Origin of the sequence: Neisseria shayeganii 871 (genome assembly GCF_000226875.1) — a bacterium.
Lineage (GTDB): Bacteria > Pseudomonadota > Gammaproteobacteria > Burkholderiales > Neisseriaceae > Eikenella > Eikenella shayeganii.
This window is the reverse complement of sequence record NZ_JH164926.1, coordinates 900,618-924,377: the sequence shown is the minus strand read 5'-3', so window position 1 is coordinate 924,377 and position 23,760 is coordinate 900,618. Positions and strand designations below refer to the sequence as shown.

Sequence of the window (23,760 nt, the reverse complement as noted above, 5' to 3'; positions counted from 1 at the left end):
CATGAATGTGCAGAGGTTTTTTGCTTTTTAGGCGGGCTTGCGTGTTATTGCAAAGGTTCTAGCCTGATCACCCGCATCGATTTTCAACGCTGCTGCCGATTCGACGACTTCCGCATTCTCGACCACACCATTCTTTGTCGTTTCCACAACTGGCTGGCACCAGACGACACCTTGGCCCGACTGTTGGCGTGGATGAATCGCCAATTCACCCAAAAAAAGCTCACGATTGAACAAGCCGCAGCAGCCGTCATCGACACCACCGGCGACAAACAACACCAAGCCATCGAAGTGGACGACAACGGACAGATCAGTAGAGAAACTACCACAAGTAAAGACCCGGAAGTGGATCAAAAAAGACGATCGCTTCCCTCTCGGTGACAGACCACACACCGTACCGATGCGGACGGCTATATCGAGACCCGAGCAAATACACCTCATTCCGGCAATGCCCACAAATGCCTATATTTTGAAGTTTGTTTGACGGCATTGCCGCCCACACAAGAAGGCTATGACATCATGTCAAAAGCCACCGTGGCCGCCCATTACGCCGGGATCAAAAAGTCTGCAACGCCCGGCTGGGGAAAGCTCGCTAGGTGGTGGAACAAAGCTTCGGTACGCTGTACCGTAAATACCGCTATGGTTGGGCAGTCTATTTTGGTCTGAATTAGGCAGGAGATGCCTAAGGATTAAGCAATTTAAGGCGACTTTAGGGTTGGTTTGTCTGCTTTTTAGGCAAAACAGCCGAAGCATAGTGGAGGATGTTCCGGCTGTTTGTTGGCGTGAGGTTTTGCAAAAGTCTTTACTTGATCATGGCTAGCGAAAGAGTCATGAGGAGAGAGATGCTTCGGAAACAGCCGACATTCTGTATCGGACTTCGGCTTTTTGAGAAAAGGGTTATCTCGTGGAGGTCTCACTCCTCTGGTTCTACGTGCCAAGCTTCTTAAGGCATCAGCATGCCGCCGTTGACGTGCAGGGTTTGGCCGGTGATGTATTTGGCTTGGTCGCTGGCCAGAAACAGCACCGCATCGGCGATGTCTTGCGGCTCGCCGAAGCTGCCCAGCGCGGTTTGCGCTTCAAACATTTTGCGGGTTTCTTCCGGCAGGGCGCGGGTCATGTCGGTGTCGATGAAGCCGGGCGCCACGCAGTTGACGGTGATGCCGCGGCTGCCGATTTCGCGTGCCATGGATTTGGCAAAGCCGATCAGGCCGGCTTTGGCGGCGGCGTAGTTGGCCTGGCCGGCGTTGCCCATGCTGCCCACCACGGAGGTGATGTTGATGATGCGGCCGTGGCGGGCTTTCATCATGCCGCGCATGGCGGCTTTGCTGGCGCGGAACACGGATTTCAGATTCACCTGCATGATTTCGTCCCACTCTTCTTCTTTCATGCGCATCAGCAGGTTGTCGCGGGTGATGCCGGCGTTGTTCACCAGAATGGCCAGCGGGCCGTGGGTTTTTTCGAGCTCGGCAATCAGGTTTTCGATGCTGTCGGCCTCGGCAATGTTGAGCACGCGGCCTTCGCCGCCCCATTGGGCCAGCCGCTCGCTGATGGCGGCCGCACCGCTTTCGCTGGTGGCGGTGCCGATCACTTTGGCGCCCGCTTGGGCCAAGGTGTCGGCAATGGCGGCGCCGATGCCGCGCGAGGCGCCGGTAACGAGGGCGGTTTTGCCGCTTAAATCTTGTGTACTCATGGATATTCCTTGTTTGAATGAAGGGCTACCTGAACAGCTGGCCTTGTGCAGCAAGGGGTGGTTTGTTTTCAGGTAGCCTGTGTGGCGGTTGGGAAACAGTTTGCAGTCTGCGGGCAAGATGTTTTTCCACGGTAGCCGACAGACTGAAAGCAGTCTCTTAGACGGCCGCCGCGGGCAAATCTTACATGCGGGGTGCGGTTAATGGCTGTCGATAAAGGCCTGCACCTGCTCGGCGGAGGTGAGCGCGGTGCAGACGGCCGCTTTGTCGATGCGTTTGGCCAGGCCGGCCAACACTTTGCCGGGGCCGCATTCGGCCGATTGGGTGATGCCTTCGCGCACCAGCAGGGCGACGGTTTCGGTCCAACGCACGGGGCTGTAGATCTGGCGGACCAGCGCGTCTTTGATTTGTTCGGGATCTTGGTAGGCGGCAACGTCGGCATTGTGGATCACGCGGATGGCGGGCGCGGCTACGGCCACGCCGGCCAGGGCTTCGGCCAGTTTGTCGGCGGCCGGCTTCATCAGGCGGCAGTGTGACGGCACGGAAACGGGCAGGGGTAGGGCGCGTTTGGCGCCGGCTTCCTTGGCGGCGGCCATGGCGCGCTCGACGGCGGCGGCGCTGCCGGCAATCACAATCTGGCCGGGGGAGTTGAAATTCACCGCTTCCACCACTTCGCCCTGTTCGGCTTGGGCGCAAATCTCGCGCACCGCTTCGTCGTCCAAACCCAGCACGGCGGCCATCGCCCCTTCGCCCGGCGGCACGGCAGACTGCATCAGTTCGGCACGCAGGCGCACCAGTTTGACGGCATCGGCAAAGTCCAAACTGCCGGCGGCCACCAGGGCGCTGTATTCGCCCAAGCTGTGGCCGGCCATCACGGCGGGCGTGCGGCCGCCCGATTCGAGATAGGCGCGGTAGGTGGCCACGCCGGCAGCCAGCATCAGCGGCTGGGTGTTCACGGTTTGGCCGATTAAGTCGGCATCTTCGCCGTTCATCATGGCCCACAGGTCTTGATTCAGCGCGGCGGAGGCCTCGTCGAAAACGGCTTTCACCACGGGCAGGCCGTCGAAGCCTTTCATCATATGGAGGCTTTGCGAGCCTTGGCCGGGGAAGAAAAATGCAAAAGACATGGTGTTTCCTTAATCATGAAAATCGGGCAGTGGTCTGAACAAAGCCGTTACTGTATCACAGCATAGAATGGCGCAAGGAAGTCTTTTCCGCTTCTAGCCGGGAACTTGTCAGGATTTCTCTGACTGCTTCTTGTAATGCAATTGTATGAGCCCTGTGTCGTAAGTGCTTGCATTGATTAGTTTAAGTTTTTGCTCAGGGATGCCTTCCTGAAACAGCTTGGTGCCGTTGCCTATCAATATCGGGATGATTGAAATGATCATCTCATCCAGTAAATCTTCCTGTAGAAGTTGATTGACAATTTGAGCGCCTCCGTCGCAATAAATATTTCTTTTGTTTTCTTGTTTCAGTTTATTGATCAGTGAGGACAAGCCTTCCGTATGGAAATGAATATTCTCTACCGAAGGTTTGGGAGTGTTGGTGATTACATAAGTTATTTTGTCTTTGTAGGGGAATTCATGTGTTGCATTGAGTATCCAGTCGTATGTTTTTCTTCCAATAATGATGGTTTCAACAGTTGAAATGAAACGGAGGAAGCCATAATCCTCCCCTTCTTTTTCTACAATGGATAAAAAGCTTAAGTCATCGTCCGGTTTGGCAATGTATCCATCCAAGCTCATGGAGATATATAAAATAACTTTGCTCATTAAATTGCCTGCAGTATTTCTGATTGGAATGATTATACCAAATCGTTTGGGCGGCCGCTCAGGCTACCTGAAAGCCGCGGCATGCTATCATGCCGGCCTTATTTGATGTTTGCAGGGGACAGGCGATGATTATTGTGATGCAGCGGCAGGCCGACGAAGCGGCGGTGGCGCGGGTGGTGGACTTTATCCGTTCGCGCGGCTTGAGCGAGCATGTGTCGCGCGGCGACGAGCGCACCATCATCGGCGCGGTGGGCGACGAGCGGGTGTTTGATCCGCAGGAATTGCAGGCGCTGCCGCAGGTGGAACGCGCCATCCGCATTTTGTCCGACTGGCGCATCATCAGCCGCGAAAGCCGGCCGGACAACACCGTGCTCACCGTGCGCGGGCACCGCATCGGCGCGGGCGGCTGTTTGACCATTCCGCAGGCGGGCTGGGACGGCGGCCTGCCTGAGGCGGGCATACTGTATACCGATCCTTTTTTCGTGCATCCCAGCCCGTATTACGCGGCGCAGCAGGCGGGCGAGAAACAGCGCCAGCAGCAGATGTCGGCTTTGCTGGCGGCGGCGCATGCCGCAGGCAAGGCGGTGGTTGTGCGCATCCGCGACGTGCGTCAGATTCAGGCGGCGCTGGCGGCGCAGGCCGATATTCTGTATTTGGGCGGCGAATTGATGACCAACCGCGTTTTGCAACAGGAAGTGGGCCTGCTCAATGTGCCGCTGATTTTGTGCAAAGACAAGCATCATCGGGCCGAAGAATGGCTGAGGGCGGCGGAACACATTGCGCTCAAAGGCAACCACCATATTTTGCTCGGCGAAAGCGGCACGCTGAGTTTCGACCCGCAGGCACCGCACCGTTTGGATACCGAAGCCATCTGCAAAGCGAAGAAAATCAGCCATCTGCCGGTGATCGCCAACATCATCCGCCTGCCGCACCGCTATATGGACGCCGAGGTGCTGCATGCCTTGGCCGAAGCGGCCGGTGCCGACGGGGTGATTGCCTGACGGGCAAAGACTGTCAGCGATGTCGGCCGGTCGGCCGCTAGGGGTTTTCAGGTAGCCTGAGACCTTTGCAAAACCCCCATCTGCGGCGCATTTCTGCGTTGTGCGCTGCTCGCTCGCTTGCCTATCTATATGATATGTCTTCGCTCGCTGCGCTGCTACGCCTTGAACTGCATCCACATCTGAGGGTTTTGCAAAGGTCTCAGCCTGACGGGTGGATATTCGGGCGAACCGTTGAATCATTTTATAAGTTTTAGAGCCAACAATATTTACCCCTCCATGCCGTTGATGGCACGGAGGGGTAAATGTTGATCGGGCTACCTGAAAAGCGGTTGCTTAGCGAAAAGTGGGGCGGCCAGCTTCAGGACAAGGCTTCCTGCCACTGCTCCAACAGCGCCTGCCATTCGCCGGCCTGCTTGTGGCCGGCTTCGATGGCGGCTTTCAGGTGGCCTACCGCTTCGCCGGCGTGGGCACGCACGCCCCAGCCGTGGTAATACAGACAGGCCAGATTATAAAGCGCCAGCGCGTCTTGCTGTTTGGCGGCTTTTTTCAGCCAGTGGGCGGCTTTTTCCAAATCTTTGCCCACAAATTCGCCGTGGAAGAACATCATGCCCAGATTGGTTTGCGCTTTGGGCAGGCCGAATTCGGCGGCGGCTTTGTAGAGGGCAAAGGCTTTGCCGATGTCTTGGGTAACGCCCAGGCCGAAATGGCAGGCGAAGGCTTGGCGGTAGTTTTCTTCCGCCAGCTGGGTTTCGGCATCGGGCAGGTGGTAGAGCGGGTCGGACGGGCGGTGGGTGGGCGCGGTAGGTTCGGCCAGTTTTTCTTTGGCGGCTTCGTGGCCGTTTAAGACTGCCTGTTCATACCATTGCTTGGCCAGTTTGTCGTCTTTGGCCACGCCCAAGCCGTAGCGGTAAACGTCGCCCATTTGATACATGGCGTCGGCATTGCCCAAGCGCACGGCTTGTTCGAGGCAGCGGATGGCGGCGTCGAAATCCTGACGGATGCCCTGGCCGGTGAGCAGCTGTTTGGCCAGCAGGTTGAGGGCTTCGGCATCGTTGGCGTTGGCTGCTTGGATGATCCAAGGAATAGCCTGTTCGGGGTCGGCGGCGCAGCCGATGCCGTTGAGCCGCATGCTGCCGGCTTTGGATTGGGCGGCCACCACGCCTTTGGCGGCCACGCGCTCATACCAATGCAGGGCTTTGGCTTTGTCCATGCCGCCGAAGCGGCCGGTTTCGTACAAACGTGCTAGCTGCCATTGGGCATCGCCGTAGTCGTGTTCGGCCGCCTGTTTGAGCCAGGCCACGCCTTGGCGCACATCGGCCTTGGTGCCCAAGCCGTTGAGTAGGGCGTAGGCCATGTGGTATTGGGCTTGTGCTTCGCCCAAAGCGGCGGCGCGGGAGGCCCAGGCGAAAGCCTGCTGGTGCTGGCCGTGGGCGGCGGCGTTTTCCATCAGCCAGATGAGGGCGGGCGGAAACTTTTGTGCGGCCAGATGCTGCATCACCTGGCTGGCGGCCAGCACGTCCTGCTGCATGCCTTCGCCGTTGGCCTGCATCATGGCCAGGCTGTAGGCGGCGTTCAGGTAGCCTGAAGCGGCGGACTGTTCCAGCCAATACAGCGCTTCGGCATGGTTTTGCGCCGTGCGGCGGCCGTGGCGCAGACATTCGCCCAATTCGTATTGGGCTTCGGCCATGCCCCATTCCGCAGCCTGCTGCAAATCGGCCATGCCCTGCGCTTCGGTTTCTTCGGCAGCCAGGTAGGCTTGTGCGCGGCGGTAATAGGCATCGGCATCCGGCAGGCTTGCCGGCGTCTGTTTTTCGGCTTTGCGTCCTAATCCGAATTTGATCATCCGTTTTCCCAGTTTTCCGGTTGATGTTTGTGCGGCAAAGCGGCGGTTTTCAGAGATACGTGCCCGCCTTTGCCGAAAGGTGTCGGGTTTCTGCCTGAATTAACGGGCAAAAACGGGCAAATTCTAGCACGCCTGCGGCGGAAACTGTGGCGTTTGCCCGAATGGGGCAGCCAATTGGCACAATTCGCGCATTCATTGATTTCCGTCAAAGTGGTTTTTGCCGGCTTGGTTATAATCGGCTCCAGATAAAAATTCCAATATTCAGAAATACTCGGAACCCAAATCCATGCAAGTTTTTTCAGAATTATTCAGTTCTTCGGTAGGCATTGCCTCTTTTATTACCATCGCCGCGATTGTGGTGATTGCCATCTTCTTATTCTTTTGGGTGAAACGCCGCGTAGATGAAGACAGCAAAAACAATCAGCGTTGATGAAACAGTTTCCTCTTGATGTGTGTGTGTTTTGGTGTGGCTAAGGCCGCACCTTTTTTTTGCCGGGCAAAGCCGGCGTTGTTTCAGTATTGACAGAAATAACAGTGCCTATTTAAAGTGGCGCCCCTGATTGTTTATGAACTGCCGACCTAGATGAAACTCAATCCCGCTACCGAAAAATTCGTGCTGCACTGGGGAGAAATGGGCACCCAGTGGGGTGTGAACCGCACCGTTGCCCAAATTCACGCTTTGTTGTTTATCATCGGCCGGCCGATGCATGCCGAGGAAATCGTGGAAACTTTGGGCGTGGCGCGCTCGAATGTGAGCAACAGCATCCGCGAGCTGCAAAGCTGGAAGCTGGTGCATACCGTGCACATCATGGGCGACCGCCGCGACCATTTCGCCACCGACACCGATGTGTGGGCCTTGTTCCGCACCATTGTGGCCGAACGGATGCGCCGCGAAATCGAGCCGACCGAGCAGTTTTTGCGCCAGCTGATGGAAACGCCGGAGTTTCAGCAGGAGGGCGGCGAGGTGCAGCAGCGTGTGCGCCAGACCCACGAGTTTGTCGGTACGCTCACCAGTTGGGCCACCGAGATGCTGAAGCTGTCCACCGCTACCTTGAGCAAGGTATTGAAACTGGGCGCCAGTATTCAAAAGCTGTTGCGTTGAGGCTACCTGAAAGGCTTCCAGGTGGCCTGAGACCTCTGCCGATCCCTTATCTGCGGCGCAGGTTTCTGTCCTAGCATTTACGCTCGCTACACTGCTGCGTTTTGAACTGCATCCACATCTGGGGGTTTTGCAAAGGTCTCAGCCCTCAAAACGTTGTTCCGACCAAACAAAAGGCTACCTGAAACGCCGGCTGCGGAGTGCAGCCCCGTTTCAGGTAGCCTTTATTCGCTCAGCTTAGTGGCCGATGCGGGCCAGATTGCGCATCAGGGCGGAGAGCATGGCGAGGTCGGTTTGGCCGTAGCGCTGCATATCGGCGATTTGGGCGCGGGCGGCGGCGATGTTCTCGGCCGTTTGCGCGCCGTTGTCGGCATGCAGGAAACTGCGGGCCAGAGCGAGGTGGATGTTTTGAGCATCTTCGCGCACCGCGAGGCAGGCTTGGTTCTGCCAGATGTTGTCGCGCGGCAGGGAGGCGATGGCCCGGTAAATCCAGCTCATGTTCAAGCGCTCGGAGAGCATGAAGTAGGCTTTGGCCACGGTGGCCACCGGTTTGCCGCTCTCTTCGGCCAAGTCCAGTACGCTGAGGACGTTTTCGGCAAAGGGCAGGCGGGCCAAGACGGCGGCCTCTTCTTCGCTGAATACGCCGTAGCCGCGCAGTTCGGCTTCGCGCTCGGCTACGCTGGGGTGCTCGTCGGCACGCACGCGTTCGGGCAACTGCTGCATGAAGTCGGCCACGCCTGCTCGGTAGTGCCCGATGATTTGGCCGATGTCGCCGAAGGGGCGTTTGTTGCGCAGGAGTTGGCGGGCCACGCGGTTCATCAGGCGGGCGACGTCGGCCATCAGGCGCATCTGTACGTTGGCCGGCAGACGGTTGTCGAGCGCCTGCAGGGCTTGGAAGCGGGCTTCGCCGTCCAAGAGGGCGTCGGCAATCCAGTAGGCGCGGACCACATCGGCGGCCGAGGCGTTGTTTTCTTCACTGAAACGCTGCACAAAGCTGATGCCCATGCGGTTGATGACGCGGTTGGCCAGCTGGTTGGCGATGATTTCGCGCTTCAGGTAGTGCTGCTTCATGCCGTCGCCGTAGCGTTGTTGCAGGGCTTCGGGGAAGTAGTGGGTAAGCACGGGCAGGAAGTTTTCGTCATCGGGCAGGTCGCTGTCCAAGAGTTGGTCTTGGCAGAGGATTTTGCTGTAGGCCAGGAGCACGGCCACTTCGGGATTGGCCAGGCCCAGGCCGGCAGCGGCGCGTGCTTTGACGGCCTCGGCGTCGGGCAGGTGTTCAATGGCGCGGTCAAGCCCGGCATGCTGCTCCAGATAGTGCATCAAGTCGTTGTGGGCGTTCAGGTAGCCTGCGGGGTCGAGTTGGTTCATGGCCAGGATTTGGGTTTGCAGGTAGTTGTTTTGCAATACCAGTCGGGCTACGTCGTCGGTCATTTCCTTCAGCAGGCGGTCGCGCTCGAGCAGGGTCAGGCGGCCGTTGCGCACTTCTTCGCCGAGCAGGATTTTGATGTTGACTTCGTGGTCGGAGCAATCTACGCCGGCGGAGTTGTCGATGGCGTCGGTACAGCAGCGGCCGCCGCTTTGCCAATATTCGATGCGGCCCAGTTGGGTGGCGCCGAGGTTGCCGCCTTCGCCCAATACTTTGGCGCGCATCTCGCCGCCGTTCACGCGCACGGGGTCGTTGGCGCGGTCGCGGGCGTCGGCGTGGGTTTCGGAGGCGGCTTTGATGTAGGTGCCGATGCCGCCGTTGTAAACCAGCTCGACTTCGGCTTTCAGCAGCTCGCGGATCAGGTCGTTGGGTGCCATGCTGTCTTCGCTCAGCCCCAGCCATTCCTTCACTTCGGGCGAGAGGGGAATGGATTTGGCGCTGCGTTCGTACACGCCGCCGCCTTGTGAAATCAGGGCGGGGTTGTATTGGTCCCAGCCGGCCACGGCTTCAAACAGGCGTTTGCGCTCGGCATAACTCTTGGCCGCATCGGGATTGGGGTCGAGGAAGATGTGGCGGTGGTTGAAGGCGGCTTTCAGGCGGATGTGTTCTGACAGCAGCATACCGTTGCCGAATACGTCGCCGCCCATGTCGCCGATGCCGACCACGGTGAAGTCTTCTTTTTGGATGTCTTTGCCCAAATGGCGGAAGTGGCGTTTTACCGATTCCCAAGCGCCGCGGGCGGTGATGCCCATGCCTTTGTGGTCGTAGCCGGCCGAGCCGCCGGAAGCGAAGGCGTCATCCAGCCAGAAGCCGTGTGCTTGGGCGATGCCGTTGGCGGTGTCGGAGAAGGTGGCCGTGCCTTTGTCGGCGGCCACTACCAGATAGGGGTCGTCGCCGTCGCGGCGGTGGACTTGCGGCGGCGGCACGATGCGGCCTTGCTGGCGGTTGTCGGTGATGTCGAGCAGGGCATTGATGAAGATTTTGTAACAGGCCACGCCTTCGGCCAAATAGGCCTGGCGGTCGGCCGGGTTGGGCAGCTGTTTGCACACGAAGCCGCCTTTGGAGCCGTTGGGCACGATGACGGAGTTTTTCACCATCTGCGCTTTCACCAAGCCCAGTACTTCGGTGCGGAAGTCTTCGAAGCGGTCCGACCAGCGCAGGCCGCCGCGCGCCACTTTGGAGCCGCGCAGGTGGGTGCCTTCCACGCGCGGGCTGTACACCCAGATTTCGTACATCGGCCACGGTTTGGGCAGGAAGGGGATTTCTTTGGACTCGATTTTGAAGCTGATGTCTTGTTTCAGGTAGCCTGCTTCATCGGTTTGCCAGAAATTGGTGCGGCGCACGGCCAAAATCACGGTGCGGAAGGCATTGAGAATGCGGTCGTCATCGAGATTGGGCACTTCGGCCAACAGGGTGTCGAGCTCGGCATCGATGGCTTGGGCGCGTTGCGGGTCGGCATTGTCCGGATGCAGCCGGGCTTCAAATAATGCCACCAGTTTGGCGGTAATGCCGCTGTGGCGGGCCAGGGTCTGTTCGATATAGTTTTGGCCGAAGGGCAGGGTGGCCTGCTTGAGGAATTTGGCCAAGGCGCGGATGAGCACGCTGCTGCGCCAGGAAATGCCGGTGGCGGCCACCAGGGCGTTGAAGCGGTCGTTTTCCACCCGGCCGGCCCACACTTCTTCGAATAGGGCCAACACTTGCTCGCGGGTGTCTTCTTGTTCGATGAATTCGCTGCTCAGGCCGTCGGCGAGGCTGAGTGAGAAGTGGCTCAGGCCGACGCTTTGGCTGTCGGTTTTCAGGCGGTAAGGTTCTTCCGCATAGACGGTAAGCCCCATGTTTTCCAGCATGGGCAGGGTTTTGGACAGGCTGGGGCTGCGGTCGGCCACATACATTTTCAGCCAATACGGCGCGTTGCTGTTGTGGCTTTGGTCGCCGAAGCGGGCCACCAGTGCTTTGTCGGCCAGTTGTTCGGCCGAAGCGACATCGGCCAGCGCTTCCTCGGGCGTGAAGGCTTCGCGGTAGCCGGCGGAGAAGGCGCTGCTGTATTTCGACACGGTATCGGCCGGCAGCTTGCTGTTTTTGGCGGCGCTTTGCCAGTCGCTGTACCAACCGCGTACCAGGCCGTTGATGCGGTTTTCCAGCTCGGCGCTGTCGAATTCGGGCAGGTCGGCGGCTTGGGTGCGGAACAGATAATGTACGCGCGCCAAGGGGTTGTCGCCGGTGAGTTGCACTTCGAATTCGGTTTCGGTGGCGGCGAAGGCCTGTTGCAGCAAATCGCCGATGCGTTGGCGCATTTCGGTGCTGAACTGCTCTTTGGGCAGGTAAACCAAGGCGGAAACATAGCGTTTGAAGTCGTCCACGCGGGCAAACAGGCGCACGCGCGGACGCTCGGTAAGGGAGACGATGCCGGCGGCGATTTCGGTGAGGTCGTTGTTGCCGATTTCGAACATCTCGTCGCGCGGATAGGTTTGCAGCACATAGCGCAGGGTTTTTTCTTTGTGGCTGCCGCGCACGAAGTCGCAGTGCTTCAGGGCGTAATCGGCTTTGTTGCGCAGCACGGGGATGTTCCATACGCTGTCCAGATAGGCTTGGGCGGTATAGAGGCCGATGAAGCGCCATTGGCCGACCACTTTGCCGTTTTCGTCCAGTTTCTGAATGCCAATGAGGTCGTAGTAGGCGTTGCGGTGGATGCGGCTGCGGCGTTGCGATTTGTTGAGGATGAGGCGGTCGCCGAGCAGCCATTTGGCTTTGTCGTCTTCAGACAAGCTGGCAAAACCGGTGGAGTAGGGCTGCACGCCGCGTTTGGCCAATACGCCCAAGGCGGTTTCCGGGCGGGCTTGCAGCTGCAGTTTGTTGTCTTGGTCTTGGACCAGGTCGTATTCGCAAAAACCCATCAGCAGGAAGTGGTTGTCGGCCAGCCAGCTGAGGAAGGAGACGGTTTCGGCGTCGCTGCTGTTGCGGCCGCCGTTGAGCACCATTTGGTTGACCAACAGCAGTTGGCCGCGCAGTTTGTGTTCGCTCTCCACCACGCTGCGCAACTCTTCGATCAGGTCGCGGATTTTTTCGGCCAGCGCTTGGGCTTGGGCGGTGGTGGTGTCGGCCAGGCGCAGCACGATCAAGGATTCGAGCTGGCCGCCGTCGCTGTCGTTGGCGCGGTGCATGGCCACGGCTTTGCCGTCGGCGTCGCGCTCGACATTGAAAATGGGGTGCACCATGGCCGCCAGCGACAAGCCTTCGCGGTTGAGCAGCAAAGAGAGCGAGTCGATGAGGAAAGGCATATTGTCCGCCACAATTTCGACTACGGTGTGCTCCGGAGTGAAGCTGCCGGCCACGCTGGGCGAAACCACGCGCACCGCCACTTCACCGGCTTTGCGCGGCATGCGCACCAAGCGGCAGTGCGAATCGGCGCCGGCCACCAAGTCGGCATCGTCGTATTGGGCCAGGCCGCCGAAATCGGCGTTTTCATAATAGGTTTCGAGCACGTGCAGGAAAGCGTCGGGATAGCTTTGCGAACGGGCTTGTTCGAGCAGGCGGTTGATATGGGCGGACTGCTTCATCTCTATATCCTCGGGGATGGTTGGTTTTTAAGATGGAACGGGCAGGCCGGAAACCGGTTGTGCGCGGCCAAGCTGCGGCGGCACGGCGGGCCCGGAATGCCTCGGGATTCGGTAAGGCCGAAAGTACGCCGCATCATACCCAAATCGTATGCGGCAGGCTACCTGAAAGCGGGAAAACCGGTAGAAAAGACGGCGGTTTGATGTGTGTTTCGTACAATTGCTTTAAACCGCCGTCCGGACGGCCCGGAAACGGCGGTTTGTGTTCTGCACCGCGATACTTAGCGGCGTGGGAGAGAAGGCGTTTTTTAATGATGGTGGCCGTGCGCACCGTGTGCGTGGCCGTGTTCGATTTCTTCGGCTTCTGCCGGGCGCACTTCGGTAACGGTGGCTTTGAAGCGGATTTTCATGCCGGCCAAGGGGTGGTTGCCGTCCACCACGGCTTTGCCGTCGGCCACGTCGGTGACGCGGTACACGATGACGTCGCCGGTTTCGGGGTCGTCGGCTTCAAACATCATGCCCACTTCCACTTCGACGGGGAACACATCCAAAGATTCTACGCGCACGAGTTCGGGTTCTTGTTCGCCGAAGGCATCATCCGGCTGCAATACCACATCCACGCTGTCGCCTGCGGCTTTGCCGTGCAGGGCTTCTTCTACCAGCGGGAAAATGCCGTCGTAGCCGCCGTGCAGGTAGGCAATCGGTTCTTCGGTTTTGTCGATCAGCTGGTCGTTGGCGTCCAACATTTCGTAATGCAGCGTGACGACGGTGTTTTTTTCAATATTCATAGCACGGGGCCTTTGTGGGTGGGGTGGGAAAGGCGGTATTGTACCGCATCGCTGCGGGGAAGGGGGAGAGCGGTTTCAGGTAGCCTGCGGGCTGCCGGAGTCAGCCGATGCGTTTGAAGGGCGGCAGGCAGGCGAGCAGCTGTTTGCCGTAGCGGGCGTAGAGCACGCGGTTGTCGAGGATGGTGACGCGGCCGTAGTCGCTTTCGGTGCGGATCAGGCGGCCGACGGCCTGAATCAGTTTGATGCTGGCTTCGGGCACGGTCACCTCCATAAAGGGGTTGCCGCCGCGCTGCTCGATCCAGCGGCTGCGGGTTTTTTCGATGGGGTGGTCGGGCATGGAGAAGGGCAGTTTGGCAATGATCACCTGCACGCAGGCGTCGCCGGGCAGGTCGAGGCCTTCGGCGAAGCTGTCGAGGCCGAAAATAATGTTGGCGCGTCCTTCGGCCACGGCGCGGCGGTGCTGCTCGAGCAGCACGGCTTTGGGCAGGTCGCCCTGCACCAGCAGCAGGGGCAGCAGGCTTTCAGGTAGCCTGTGGGCCACATCCTGCATTTGTTTGCGCGAGGAAAACAGCACCAGGGTGCCGATGGCTTCTTCGGGATTGATCAGTTTCGGCAGCCATTCGGCCACGGCTTGGGTGTGGGCGGCGGCGTCTTTGGGGCTGGCGGCCACGGCCGGGATGTAGAGTTCGCCCTGGCTGGGGAAGTTGAACGGGCTGTTGAGGGCGAGGGTGGTGGTTTCAGGTAGCCAGACGAGGCCGGTTTGGCGCAGTAAATGGTCGAAATTGCCCAGCGACTGCAGGGTGGCGGAGGTGAGCAGGGCACCGGCGGCGCGCCGCCACAGGTGGTTGGCCAGATAGGAGGCGCTGCTGATGGGGCTGGCGTGGAAGAAGTAGTCGTTTTTGTCGTCGAGGCGGCGGGTAATCCACTTGGCCAGCGGCTCTTCGCCTTCGGCGGGCACGGTGGCCAGCAAATCCCAGGTGGCGCTGATTTGTTCGATGCGGGCGCGGAAGATGCCGAATTCGCTGCTGAGGCGGTCGATTTGCACGCCGTCTTGGTCTTTGTCGCGGCGGGCGGCGGCCAGGGCGTCGTTGAGGCCGTTGGCGTGTTTGTAGAGGCTGCGGGCGGCGGTGGCGGTGTTGGCAACGAGCAGCGCCAAGGATTCGGGAATGCGTCCGTCCTGCCACAGCCACACGGATTCGTTGTTTTCCGACGGGCGCAGTTCGGGTTCGCCGGAGAGGTGGAACTGCCATTCGTGCAGGCTTTCCAAGAGGGCGGCGGCGGCTTCGTCGGCCAGATTGGCCAGCTCGGCTTTGTCGGTAACGGCGGCGATTTTGTCGGTAACGGCGGGCAGTTTTTCCAAGGCCCAAACCGCTTGGTTCCAAGAGTGTTCGGCGGCGAATTGGTTGAGCGCTTTTTTGGGCAGGTGGTGGGCTTCGTCGATGCAGTAGAAGCTGTGTTCGGGTGCGGGCAGAATCACGCCGCCGCCCATGCCGATGTCCACCATCAGCAGGTCGTGATTGGCCACGATGACGTCCACGTTTTCCAGCAGGTCGCGCGCGAGGTAAAACGGACATTCGGGGCGGTTGGGGCAGGCGGCTTTGAGACAGCCGTAATTGTCGTTGTTGACTTTGGCCCACAGGGCGTCGTCGATTTTTGCCGGCCAGGTGTCGCGGTCGCCGTCGAAACGGCGCGCGGCGAAGTCGTCGGCCAGCCGGTGCAGCAGTTGCAGCTCCTCGGGCTTGGGTTTGCTGTCCCACAATACGGCGGGGGCTTCGAAGCCGAGCAGGTTTTGCTGGGCGTGGTTTTGGGTGAGCTGGTAGAGCTTGTAGGGGCAGAGGTAGCGGCCGCGGCCTTTGGCCAGCGCAAACGTCAGCGCCAGGCCGCTTTTTTCCACTACAAAGGGCAGGTCGCGCCCCACCAGCTGCTCCTGCAGGGCCACGGTGGCGCTGGAAACCACCAGTTTTTTGCCGCGCGTCTGCGCCATGATGCCGCCGGCCAACAGGTAGGCCAGGCTTTTGCCCACGCCGGTGGGCCCTTCGATGACGGCAATGCTTTCGCCTTCGCGCCGCGGGGCGTCTTCGCCTTCCTGACGGTTTTGGCTGCGCGAGAAGGCGTTGGCCACGGCGGCCAGCATTTCGCGCTGCGCCTGGCGCGGGCGGAAATGGGGCAGGTTTTCGGCGATGGCCTGGTAGTGGCGGCGGATGGCGTCTTTTTCGGTTTCGGTGAGCATGGGGCGGCGGAACGGACGGCAAAGGCGGGCATTATAGCGGAAAGCGGCAGGCGGGTTCGGCGGCATGGCGGGCTACCTGAAAGCGCAGTAAAATACGCGGTTTTGCTTTCAGGTAGCCTGAAGATGTCGGAATTGACGGATTATTTTCGCAACGAAGCGCCGGGTGCGGCGGCGGAGACTTTGGATTTTTGGCTGCACGAGTGCAGTTTGGATGAGGCGCCGACTGCGGTCGAGGTGGCCGAATGGCAGGCGGTGTTTGCGGCGCGGGGCGGCAAGTTTCTGCGCCTGGCGGAACAGTGCCGGCAGTGGCTGGCGGAGGAGGGCGCGTGAACCGTTGGTTGTTGTTGGCGGCCTTGTGGTTTGCCGCCGGGGTGTACGGTTTAATTTTTCGCGAAACCGACGGTGGCGCAGCGCCGATTCCCCATTTCGATAAAGTGGCGCATTTCGGCCTGTTTTTCGGGCAGTTTTGGTTATTGGCCAAGGTGTTCATGCAAGAGCGGCGGGCGATACCGTTTGCGGCTTTGTTGGTATTGGCCCTGGTCTTGGCGGCGGGCAGCGAATGGGCGCAGGGCGCGTTCACCCAAACGCGCGCCGCCGATTGGCGCGATGCGCTGGCCGATATCTCGGGCGCCGTGGCGGCCCTGTGGCTGGCGCGCAAGGTGGCGGCGGCCAAAGCGGCGGTTTGAAAACAGCAGCTGAAAAATTCGCTTGCCAAACACCGATTGGTTTAATATAATTGCCGCCTTTCGGAATGTAGCGCAGTCTGGTAGCGCACTTCGTTCGGGACGAAGGGGTCGGAGGTTCGAATCCTCTCATTCCGACCAGACATAAAAAAGACTTGGCCGCTGCCAAGTCTTTTTTGTTATCCGCCAGGTGATGCGTTTTGGCTCTGCGGGAATGGCGGTCGATTTGGCATGCCACGATTCATTAAAAACACACAATCCATAAAGACACACAATATGATTTATCAAGAACTTCAGAAGCTTTGGCAGCAGCAGCTGGGCATTCTCACCGAGTCGCCGGTGGTGATTGCGCGGCGTCTGATGCTGTTCAGCCAGCCGTTTTGGTCGGTGGAAACCGCGCAGGAATACCAGCGCATGTATTGGGAAAAATACCTGGCCGCCCAACAGCTCACCATGTCGTGGGCCAGCTTTTGCATGCATGCGGGGCAGGCGATGCTGGTTTCGCCCGAAGTGCCGACGCCGAAAACTTATTACCGCTGGGCGGGCAAAACTGCCAAAGCCGCCAACCGCGCCTTGTCGTCGGTGAGCCGGCGTGTACACAACAACCGTGTGCGCTTGAGCAAACGCCGCTGAATGCCGCTAAGCGCTTGGGCGCCGTTTTTCAGGTAGCCTGCAGGCTACCTGAAAAGCTTGATGTTCCAGATGTTTATTGCCATATTACCGAGAAGCTTATGAATGCCTTACTTCAAGACCTGCAGGCCCGCGGCCTGATTGCGCAGACCACCGATATCGACGCCCTGTCTGCGTTGCTGGACGAAAACAAGATCGCACTCTACTGCGGTTTCGACCCGACGGCCGACAGCCTGCACATCGGCCATCTGCTGCCGGTGCTGGCCCTGCGCCGTTTCCAGCAGGCCGGCCACCAACCTGTGGCCTTGGTCGGCGGCGCCACCGGCATGATCGGCGATCCGAGTTTTAAAGCGGTGGAACGCAGCCTCAACAGTGCGGAAACCGTACAAGGCTGGGTGGAGAGCATCAAAAACCAGCTCAAGCCTTTTCTGAGCTTTGAAGGCGACAATGCCGCCATCATGGCCAATAATGCCGACTGGTTTGCCCAGATGAACTGTTTGGACTTTTTGCGCGACATCGGCAAGCATTTCTCCGTCAACGCCATGTTGGCGAAAGAATCGGTGAAGCAGCGCATCGAGCGCGACGACGTGGGCATTTCCTTTACCGAATTCGCCTACGCCCTGCTGCAGGGCTACGACTTTGCCGAGCTGCACCGCCGCCACGGCGTGATGCTGCAGATCGGCGGCTCCGACCAATGGGGCAACATCACTTGGGGCACCGACCTCACCCGCCGTCTGCACCAGCAAAACGTATTCGGCCTCACCTTGCCGCTGGTCACCAAGGCCGACGGCACCAAGTTCGGCAAAACCGAAGGTGGCGCGGTGTGGTTGGATGCCAAGAAAACCTCGCCCTATCAGTTTTACCAATTCTGGCTCAAAGTGGCCGATGCCGATGTCTATAAATTCCTCAAGTATTTCACCTTCCTCAGTATTGAGGAAATCGATGCCATCGAAGCCCAAGACCGCGTCAGCGGCAGCAAGCCCGAAGCGCAGCGGATTTTGGCCGAGGAAATGACGCGCCTGATCCACGGCGAAGCCGCCTTGGAAGCGGCGCAACGCATTACCGAGAGCCTGTTTTCCGGCGACGAAAGCGGCCTCACCGAAAACGATTATGCCCAACTGGCCTTGGACGGCCTGCCGGCTTTCGAGGTTTCAGGTAGCCTGAATGTGGTGGAAGCGCTGGTATTGAGCGGTTTGGCTAAGTCCAATAAAGAAGCGCGTGAGTTTGTGAAAAACAAAGCGGTCTTGCTCAACGGTGAAACGGCGGCGGCCAACAATCCCGATCACGCTGCCGAGCGCCCCGACGACGCCTGCATGCTTACCGAAGCACACAAGCGTTTCGGCCGCTACACCATTGTGAAGCGCGGCAAGCGCAACCATGCCTTGCTGGTGTGGGCGTAAATTTCGGCGGCGTGCGTTTTGCCTGATGCGCCAGACAACCGGTTCAGATGGTCTGAAATACAACTGATAAGGTGGCCTATTGACGGGTGCGGCGAATAAATGCTTGCCTTGCCGTCATAAATTGCCCTAAAATTCGCGGTTTTCTTATTGACCGATTTTTTCCGAAGGAATAGTCATGGTAGTGATTCGTTTGGCTCGCGGCGGTTCCAAGCACCGTCCTTTCTACAACATCGTGGTAACCGATTCCCGCAGCCGTCGTGACGGCCGTTTTATTGAGCGCGTGGGTTTTTACAACCCCGTTGCCAATGAAAAACAAGAGCGTGTACGCCTGAACGCCGAGCGCCTGAACCACTGGGTCGGCCAAGGCGCGCAATTGAGCGATGCCGTTGCCAAGCTGGTAAAAGAACAGAAAGCGGCCGCTTAATTTTCAGGTAGCCCTCAATGAGCAGTGCCGATAATCAATGGGTAGCCATGGGCTATGTCAAAGGTGCATTCGGAGTCAAAGGCTGGTTGAAAGCCGCCGTCAGCACCGAATACACCGACAGCCTGTTGGATTACCCGGTTTGGCGTTTGCGCAAAGACGGTGATGTCCGCAGCTATACCCTGGAGGCAGGCAAAGCGGTCGGCGACGAATTGCAGGTGAAACTGCAGGAAATCGATGATCGGGATGCCGCCCAATTGTTGCGCGGCTACACCATCGAGGTGGACCGCCACGAATTCGCTCCGGCGGAAGAGGGCGAATATTACTGGACCGATTTGGTCGGCATGACGGTGCGCAACCGTGATGACGAGCTGCTCGGTTCGGTGAGCAATTTAATGGAAACCGGCGCGCACGACGTGCTGGTGGTGGACGGCGCTTACGGCCGCAAGCTGATTCCGTTTGTATCCCACTACATCGATACGGTGGATGCCGAAGCCCGCTGCATTGTGGCGGACTGGGGCACGGATTACTGATGCACATCCAAGCCATCACCCTGTTTCCGGAAATGTTCCGCAGCATTACCGATTACGGCGTTACCGGGCGTGCACTCAAGCAGGGCTTGTGGCGGTTTGACAGCATCAACCCGCGCCAGTTTGCCGACAACAAGCTCGGCTATATCGACGACCGGCCTTTCGGCGGCGGTCCCGGCATGATCATGATGGCCGAGCCGCTGGATGCCGCCATACGGGCGGCTCAGGCGAAACAAGCCGGCAAAGTGGTGTATCTGAGCCCGCAGGGCGCGCCCTTGACCCACCGCAAGGTGCAGCAGCTGGCCGCTTCAGGTAGCCTGATTTTGCTGTGCGGCCGCTACGAAGGCGTGGACGAACGCTTGTTGCAGCAGTCGGTGGACGAAGAAATCTGTATCGGCGATTTTGTGGTGTCCGGCGGCGAACTGCCGGCCATGATGCTGATGGATGCCGTGTTGCGCCTGGTGCCGGGCGTGTTGGGCGACATGGCTTCGGCCGAACAGGATTCGTTTGCCGACGGCTTGCTGGATTGTCCGCACTATACCCGTCCGGTTGAGTTTCAAGGCATGGCGGTGCCGGCTGTTTTGCGCAGCGGCAACCACGGCCTGATTGCCGCGTGGCGTTTGGAACAAGCGCTGCGCCGCACCCTAGCGCGACGGCCGGATTTGCTGGCCGCGCGTGATTTAACCCCAGAGGAATCTAGGCTCCTGCACAAAATCCGGCAGGAGGAACGAGATATCCCATCATAACTTAAGGAAACATCATGAATTTGATCCAACAACTCGAGCAAGAAGAAATTGCCCGTCTGAACAAAGCGATTCCCGAGTTTGCACCCGGTGATACCGTGGTGGTGTCTGTGCGCGTAACCGAGGGCAGCCGCACCCGTCTGCAGGCTTACGAAGGCGTGGTGATCGCCCGCCGCAACCGTGGTCTGAACAGCAGCTTCATCGTGCGTAAAATTTCCAGCGGCGAAGGCGTAGAGCGTACTTTCCAACTGTATTCGCCGAATGTGGAAAAAATCGAAGTGAAACGCCGCGGTGACGTGCGTCGCGCCAAGCTGTACTACTTGCGCGGCCTGACCGGCAAAGCCGCCCGCATCAAAGAAAAACTGCCGAGCCGCAAAAAAGACTAAGCAGTCCCCTTTTGCCAAACCTGCCTTCGGGCAGGTTTTTTCATGCCGCTCCGGGCCTTTCAACCTCTCCGCCTGTGCCTGCCTTGGCCAGCACGGCTGCAAGCCCTTTTCCGAGAAGGCGCAACAGATATCAGGCTAAGAGGATGGGCGATAGCGATCAGTTCTCAGCCATGAACGCAGCCCACAGAAATGCGCAGCAGATGAGGAAAGGTTGCCGCTTGTCAAAAAGACGTCATCAAAACGCCCTATCATGCCCCAACCCACAGACAACAGGAAACCGGCATGGCAGAACATATTTCTTCTCACTTCCATCAAGAACTGGAAACCGTACGCAGCGAAGTGATGCGCATGGGCGGCTTGGTCGAGCAGCAACTGCAGGCGGTGCTGGCCGCCTTCTCTACGGGCTCGGCCGACGGCTTGTCCGCGGTGATCGAGGGCGATCATGCCATTAATGCTCTGGAAGTGGCGATTGACGACCATTGTCAAACCATCATTGCCCGCCGCCAACCGGCTGCCGGCGATTTGCGCTTGGTGCTGGCGGTGAGCCGCATTATTGTGGATTTGGAGCGGATGGGCGACGAGTTGAAAAAAATCGCCCGTATGGCGCATCCGCTGTTGGCGGAAAACCGGATTGCGGTTGGCGAACTGTACGATACCCACCGTTTGGCCGGTATGACTGCCAGCATGATCCGCCGCGCTTTAGACGCATTTGCCCGTTTGGATGCCGGCGCCCTGCCGGATTTGAATGCGGCCGACCGGCATTTGGATGCCGGCTACCGCCGCCAATTCCGCCTGCTGCTCAGCCATATGATGGAAGAGCCGCGCCAAACCGGCATCTTGCTCGATGTGACGATGATGAACAAACGCATCGAGCGCATCGGCGACCACGCCAAAAACATTGCCGAGCATGTGGTGTACCTGGTGCGCGGCATCGACGTACGTCACCGGCCGCCGGAGGCCATCCGGCAGGATGGGCTGCCGGATGGCGATCTCTCTGAAAACATACCTTAAGATTTTAGTCTCTCCCATTGTCGCGGCCACGTCCCGATGTGGGGGCAACAGGGTCAAGCCAAACAGCAGGCTACCTGAAACCGATTTCTATCGGTTTCAGGTAGCCTGCTGCCTTTGTAAAACCGCCATCTGCGGCGGATTTCTGCGTTGTGGGTTGATGCTCGGGGGGGCGGCTCACCCGCTTGTCCATCTATCTGATAGGTCTGTCCCACAGGGATGCCCGGCGTTCACGCTTGCTGCGTGGCTACGCCTTGGACTGCATCCATATCTAGACGTTTTGCAAAGCCCCGGCCGGTTTGCCAATCTGCTGCCGCCATATAGCCGGAATTTCTTTAGATAGCGTGAAAGATTCTTTCTGTTTTGCGCCCGTATTCTCTACAGTAGCGCCTTTCCTATCCGCCGTCTTTATCCGCTTATGAGCCTGCTTTCCGCCCGCCACATCACCTTAGCCTATCCGCAAAACGGCAGCCTGCACACCGTGTTGCAGGACTTTTCGCTCGACGTGGCCGCCGGCGAACTGGTCGGCCTGATGGGCCCCAGCGGGGTGGGCAAATCTTCCTTGCTGCGCGTATTGGCCGGTTTGGCCAAGCCGCAGGCCGGCGAAGTGCGCCTGTTCGGCGAATTGCTGAGCCGCCCGCATCCGCGCTTGGGGTTTGTTTTCCAGCAGGCCGTGCTGCTGCCTTGGCTGAACGTGGCCGACAACACCGCCTTCGGCCTCGATTTTGCCGGCCAACCCAAGTTGAGCCGCGATGAGCGCCGGGAACGGGTGGCACAGGCTTTGGCGGAGGTGGGCCTCAGTCATGCGGCCCAGCAGTTTCCCGGCGAGCTTTCCGGCGGCATGGCGCAGCGCGTTTCTTTGGCGCGCATTTTGGCGAGACGGCCGGATATCTGGCTGCTGGACGAACCGTTTTCCGCCCTCGATGCGGTTACCCGCAGCGAAATGCAGACTTTGCTGCGCGAGCTGGTCAGCCGCCACCGCGCCTCGGCCGTGATGGTGACCCATGACATCGATGAAGCCCTGATGGTGGCCGACCGTGCGGTTTTAATCGGCAAACGCCCCGGCCGCCGTATTGGCGAATGGCGGCTGAGTCTGCCCCACCCGCGCCATGAATCGTTGTTGCAGATGAATGCCGAGCGGGTGCAGATTCTGCAGGCGCTGCACGATGCCCGCAGTGACAGCCGCCAAACAGAGAGCGTAGAGTTTGTGATTTAGGGCGTGCCAGGCCCAACCGCTTACCCCGATCACAACCGAGCTTTGCGTATTGCCCGCCGTTTCCTTCATGCCGAAACAGGCTACCTGAAACCAAATACGCCGATGGCGGGCGTTCAGGTAGCCCATTGCCTTTCAAGGATGTCTCATGACTTCGCGCCGTGATTTTCTCAAACTGGCCGCCCTGTTCAGCACCGCCGGCAGCCTGCCCCTGCTGCAGGCCTGCGGCCGCCGCGCCGAGCAACAGCCCGATGCTCCGCTCACCATCGGCTACCTGCCGATTACCGATGCCACGCCGCTCTTGGTGGCCCATGCCCGCGGGCTGTTTGCCGAGCAGGGCATTCAGGTGGCCAAGCCCGTGCTGTTCCGCAGCTGGGCCTCGCTGGTGGAGGCTTTTCTCAGCGGGCAGGTCAACCTTATCCATCTGCTCTCGCCGATGAGCATTTGGGCGCGCTACGGCAGCGGTTCGCCGATCAAAGTGGTGATGTGGAACCACATGGCCGGTTCGGCGCTCACGGTGGCGCCCGATGTCCGCCGCATTGCCGATTTGTCTGGCCGTACGGTTGCCATACCGTTTTGGTATTCGATTCACAATGTGGTGTTGCAGCAATTGCTGCGTGCCGAAGGTTTGCAAGTGGTGGAACGCACGCCGCAGCCCGGCGAAGTACGGCTGGCGGTGATGGCGCCGGCCGATATGGTGGCCGCGCTGGCCGCCGGCACCGTGGCCGGTTTTATTGTGGCCGAGCCCTTCAACGCTGCCGCCGAAACCAAAGGCGTGGGGCGGGTGCTGCGTTTTTCCGGCGACGTTTGGCGCGATCATGCCTGCTGCGTCACCCTGATGCAGGAGCGCGACATCCAAACCCGGCCGCAATGGGTGCAGGGCGTGGTGAATGCCTTGGTGGACGCGCAGGCCTTTGCCGCCGAACACCGCCGCGAAACCGCCGCCCTGCTGGCCAAAAGCGGCCCTAACCGCTACACCCCGCACGAAGCGGCGGTGTTGGAACAGGTGTTGGCGCCTTCCGATGCCGCTTGGGCGCGTTATCGCGAACAAGGCATCATCCGCCACCCCGAATGGGCGCAAAAACGCATCGATTTTCAGCCCTATCCCTTTCCTTCTTATACCGAAGCCTTGGTGGCGATGCTGAAACAGACCCATATCGCCGGCGTCAACCGTTTCCTTGATACGCTGGACCCCGCCTTCGCCGCCCGCGATTTGGTGGACGACCGCTTCGTGCGCAGCGCCATCGAACGCGGCGGCCACCGCGAACGTTTCGGCCTCAGCGGCTGGACGCGGCAGGAAGTCATTGCCGTTTAGCGGCCGTTTGCCCGGCACAGGTCTTAGGCTACC

21 protein-coding genes, 1 tRNA gene and 1 pseudogene are annotated in these 23,760 nt (G+C 59.5%); 16 read left to right on the top strand and 7 right to left on the bottom strand.

Going from position 1 to position 23,760, the window contains the following annotated elements:
* Window positions 1-378, top strand: a pseudogene (locus HMPREF9371_RS12725) (DDE transposase); the annotation flags it as partial.
* Between the two features lie 562 nt (window positions 379-940).
* Here HMPREF9371_RS12725 and fabG read toward each other — a convergent pair.
* From fabG to HMPREF9371_RS04230, 3 genes are all read right to left on the bottom strand, one after another.
* Window positions 941-1,687 carry a 3-oxoacyl-ACP reductase FabG gene (fabG, locus tag HMPREF9371_RS04240; RefSeq protein WP_040660149.1) on the bottom strand — a complete coding sequence of 249 codons (747 nt, stop codon included), beginning with the start codon at window positions 1,685-1,687 and terminating at the stop codon, window positions 941-943.
* Between the two features lie 198 nt (window positions 1,688-1,885).
* On the bottom strand, window positions 1,886-2,812 hold the full coding sequence (gene fabD / locus HMPREF9371_RS04235; RefSeq protein WP_009118692.1) for an ACP S-malonyltransferase: 927 nt from the start codon (window positions 2,810-2,812) through the stop codon (window positions 1,886-1,888).
* Window positions 2,813-2,920: 108 nt separating this feature from the next.
* Entirely contained in the window at window positions 2,921-3,457 is a 537-nt protein-coding gene (locus HMPREF9371_RS04230) for a dihydrofolate reductase family protein (RefSeq protein WP_009118691.1), read from the bottom strand.
* A 125-nt stretch (window positions 3,458-3,582) separates the two neighbouring features.
* Here HMPREF9371_RS04230 and HMPREF9371_RS04225 point away from each other — a divergent pair, with 125 nt between their 5' ends.
* A complete protein-coding gene (locus HMPREF9371_RS04225; protein WP_040660147.1) occupies window positions 3,583-4,458 on the top strand; it encodes a chorismate mutase in 876 nt (291 codons plus the stop codon).
* Window positions 4,459-4,816: 358 nt separating this feature from the next.
* Here HMPREF9371_RS04225 and HMPREF9371_RS04220 read toward each other — a convergent pair whose 3' ends face one another.
* A complete protein-coding gene (locus tag HMPREF9371_RS04220; protein ID WP_009118688.1) occupies window positions 4,817-6,301 on the bottom strand; it encodes an SEL1-like repeat protein in 1,485 nt (494 codons plus the stop codon).
* A gap of 286 nt (window positions 6,302-6,587) precedes the next feature.
* Between HMPREF9371_RS04220 and HMPREF9371_RS11555 the strand changes: the two genes are divergently transcribed.
* On the top strand, window positions 6,588-6,731 hold the full coding sequence (locus HMPREF9371_RS11555) for a DUF3149 domain-containing protein (RefSeq protein WP_009118687.1): 144 nt from the start codon (window positions 6,588-6,590) through the stop codon (window positions 6,729-6,731).
* A gap of 153 nt (window positions 6,732-6,884) precedes the next feature.
* On the top strand, window positions 6,885-7,403 hold the full coding sequence (locus HMPREF9371_RS04215; RefSeq protein ID WP_009118686.1) for a GbsR/MarR family transcriptional regulator: 519 nt from the start codon (window positions 6,885-6,887) through the stop codon (window positions 7,401-7,403).
* 234 nt (window positions 7,404-7,637) lie between these two features.
* Here the strand turns inward: HMPREF9371_RS04215 and HMPREF9371_RS04210 are convergent, their stop codons facing one another.
* The 3 genes from HMPREF9371_RS04210 to dinG all read right to left on the bottom strand — a co-directional run bounded on the left by HMPREF9371_RS04210 (window position 7,638) and on the right by dinG (window position 15,398).
* On the bottom strand, window positions 7,638-12,383 hold the full coding sequence (locus HMPREF9371_RS04210; RefSeq protein ID WP_009118685.1) for an NAD-glutamate dehydrogenase: 4,746 nt from the start codon (window positions 12,381-12,383) through the stop codon (window positions 7,638-7,640).
* A gap of 305 nt (window positions 12,384-12,688) precedes the next feature.
* Window positions 12,689-13,168: an FKBP-type peptidyl-prolyl cis-trans isomerase gene (locus tag HMPREF9371_RS04205; RefSeq protein ID WP_009118683.1), complete on the bottom strand. Its 480-nt coding sequence runs from the start codon at window positions 13,166-13,168 to the stop codon at window positions 12,689-12,691.
* Window positions 13,169-13,268: 100 nt separating this feature from the next.
* Window positions 13,269-15,398 carry an ATP-dependent DNA helicase DinG gene (gene dinG / locus HMPREF9371_RS04200; RefSeq protein ID WP_040660782.1) on the bottom strand — a complete coding sequence of 710 codons (2,130 nt, stop codon included), beginning with the start codon at window positions 15,396-15,398 and terminating at the stop codon, window positions 13,269-13,271.
* A gap of 123 nt (window positions 15,399-15,521) precedes the next feature.
* On the opposite strand from dinG, the gene HMPREF9371_RS04195 reads away from it, so the two are divergent.
* The 12 genes from HMPREF9371_RS04195 to HMPREF9371_RS04140 all read left to right on the top strand — a co-directional run bounded on the left by HMPREF9371_RS04195 (window position 15,522) and on the right by HMPREF9371_RS04140 (window position 23,727).
* Window positions 15,522-15,728, top strand: a complete 207-nt coding sequence (locus tag HMPREF9371_RS04195) for a hypothetical protein (RefSeq protein WP_040660145.1) — start codon at window positions 15,522-15,524, stop codon at window positions 15,726-15,728.
* Complete coding sequence (locus HMPREF9371_RS04190; protein ID WP_009118681.1) at window positions 15,725-16,084, top strand: VanZ family protein; 360 nt, start codon at window positions 15,725-15,727, stop codon at window positions 16,082-16,084. Before HMPREF9371_RS04195 ends, HMPREF9371_RS04190 begins: the two co-directional genes overlap by 4 nt.
* Before the next feature lie 61 nt (window positions 16,085-16,145).
* Window positions 16,146-16,222: transfer RNA gene (locus tag HMPREF9371_RS04185), tRNA-Pro, on the top strand.
* A gap of 135 nt (window positions 16,223-16,357) precedes the next feature.
* On the top strand, window positions 16,358-16,714 hold the full coding sequence (locus HMPREF9371_RS04180) for a hypothetical protein (RefSeq protein ID WP_009118680.1): 357 nt from the start codon (window positions 16,358-16,360) through the stop codon (window positions 16,712-16,714).
* Between the two features lie 98 nt (window positions 16,715-16,812).
* On the top strand, window positions 16,813-18,111 hold the full coding sequence (gene tyrS / locus HMPREF9371_RS04175; RefSeq protein ID WP_040660143.1) for a tyrosine--tRNA ligase: 1,299 nt from the start codon (window positions 16,813-16,815) through the stop codon (window positions 18,109-18,111).
* Window positions 18,112-18,286: 175 nt separating this feature from the next.
* Window positions 18,287-18,535 carry a 30S ribosomal protein S16 gene (gene rpsP / locus HMPREF9371_RS04170; RefSeq protein ID WP_009118678.1) on the top strand — a complete coding sequence of 83 codons (249 nt, stop codon included), beginning with the start codon at window positions 18,287-18,289 and terminating at the stop codon, window positions 18,533-18,535.
* Window positions 18,536-18,552: 17 nt separating this feature from the next.
* Window positions 18,553-19,065 carry a ribosome maturation factor RimM gene (gene rimM / locus HMPREF9371_RS04165; RefSeq protein WP_009118677.1) on the top strand — a complete coding sequence of 171 codons (513 nt, stop codon included), beginning with the start codon at window positions 18,553-18,555 and terminating at the stop codon, window positions 19,063-19,065.
* Window positions 19,065-19,808, top strand: a complete 744-nt coding sequence (gene trmD / locus HMPREF9371_RS04160; protein WP_009118676.1) for a tRNA (guanosine(37)-N1)-methyltransferase TrmD — start codon at window positions 19,065-19,067, stop codon at window positions 19,806-19,808. Before rimM ends, trmD begins: the two co-directional genes overlap by 1 nt.
* A 14-nt stretch (window positions 19,809-19,822) precedes the next feature.
* Window positions 19,823-20,191, top strand: a complete 369-nt coding sequence (gene rplS / locus HMPREF9371_RS04155; protein ID WP_009118675.1) for a 50S ribosomal protein L19 — start codon at window positions 19,823-19,825, stop codon at window positions 20,189-20,191.
* Between the two features lie 282 nt (window positions 20,192-20,473).
* Window positions 20,474-21,202, top strand: coding sequence for a phosphate signaling complex protein PhoU (phoU, locus tag HMPREF9371_RS04150; protein ID WP_009118674.1), 729 nt, complete (start codon window positions 20,474-20,476; stop codon window positions 21,200-21,202).
* Between the two features lie 415 nt (window positions 21,203-21,617).
* Window positions 21,618-22,415, top strand: a complete 798-nt coding sequence (locus HMPREF9371_RS04145) for an ABC transporter ATP-binding protein (protein WP_009118672.1) — start codon at window positions 21,618-21,620, stop codon at window positions 22,413-22,415.
* 145 nt (window positions 22,416-22,560) lie between these two features.
* Entirely contained in the window at window positions 22,561-23,727 is a 1,167-nt protein-coding gene (locus tag HMPREF9371_RS04140) for an ABC transporter substrate-binding protein (protein WP_009118670.1), read from the top strand.
* The last annotated feature ends 33 nt before the right edge of the window (window positions 23,728-23,760 follow it).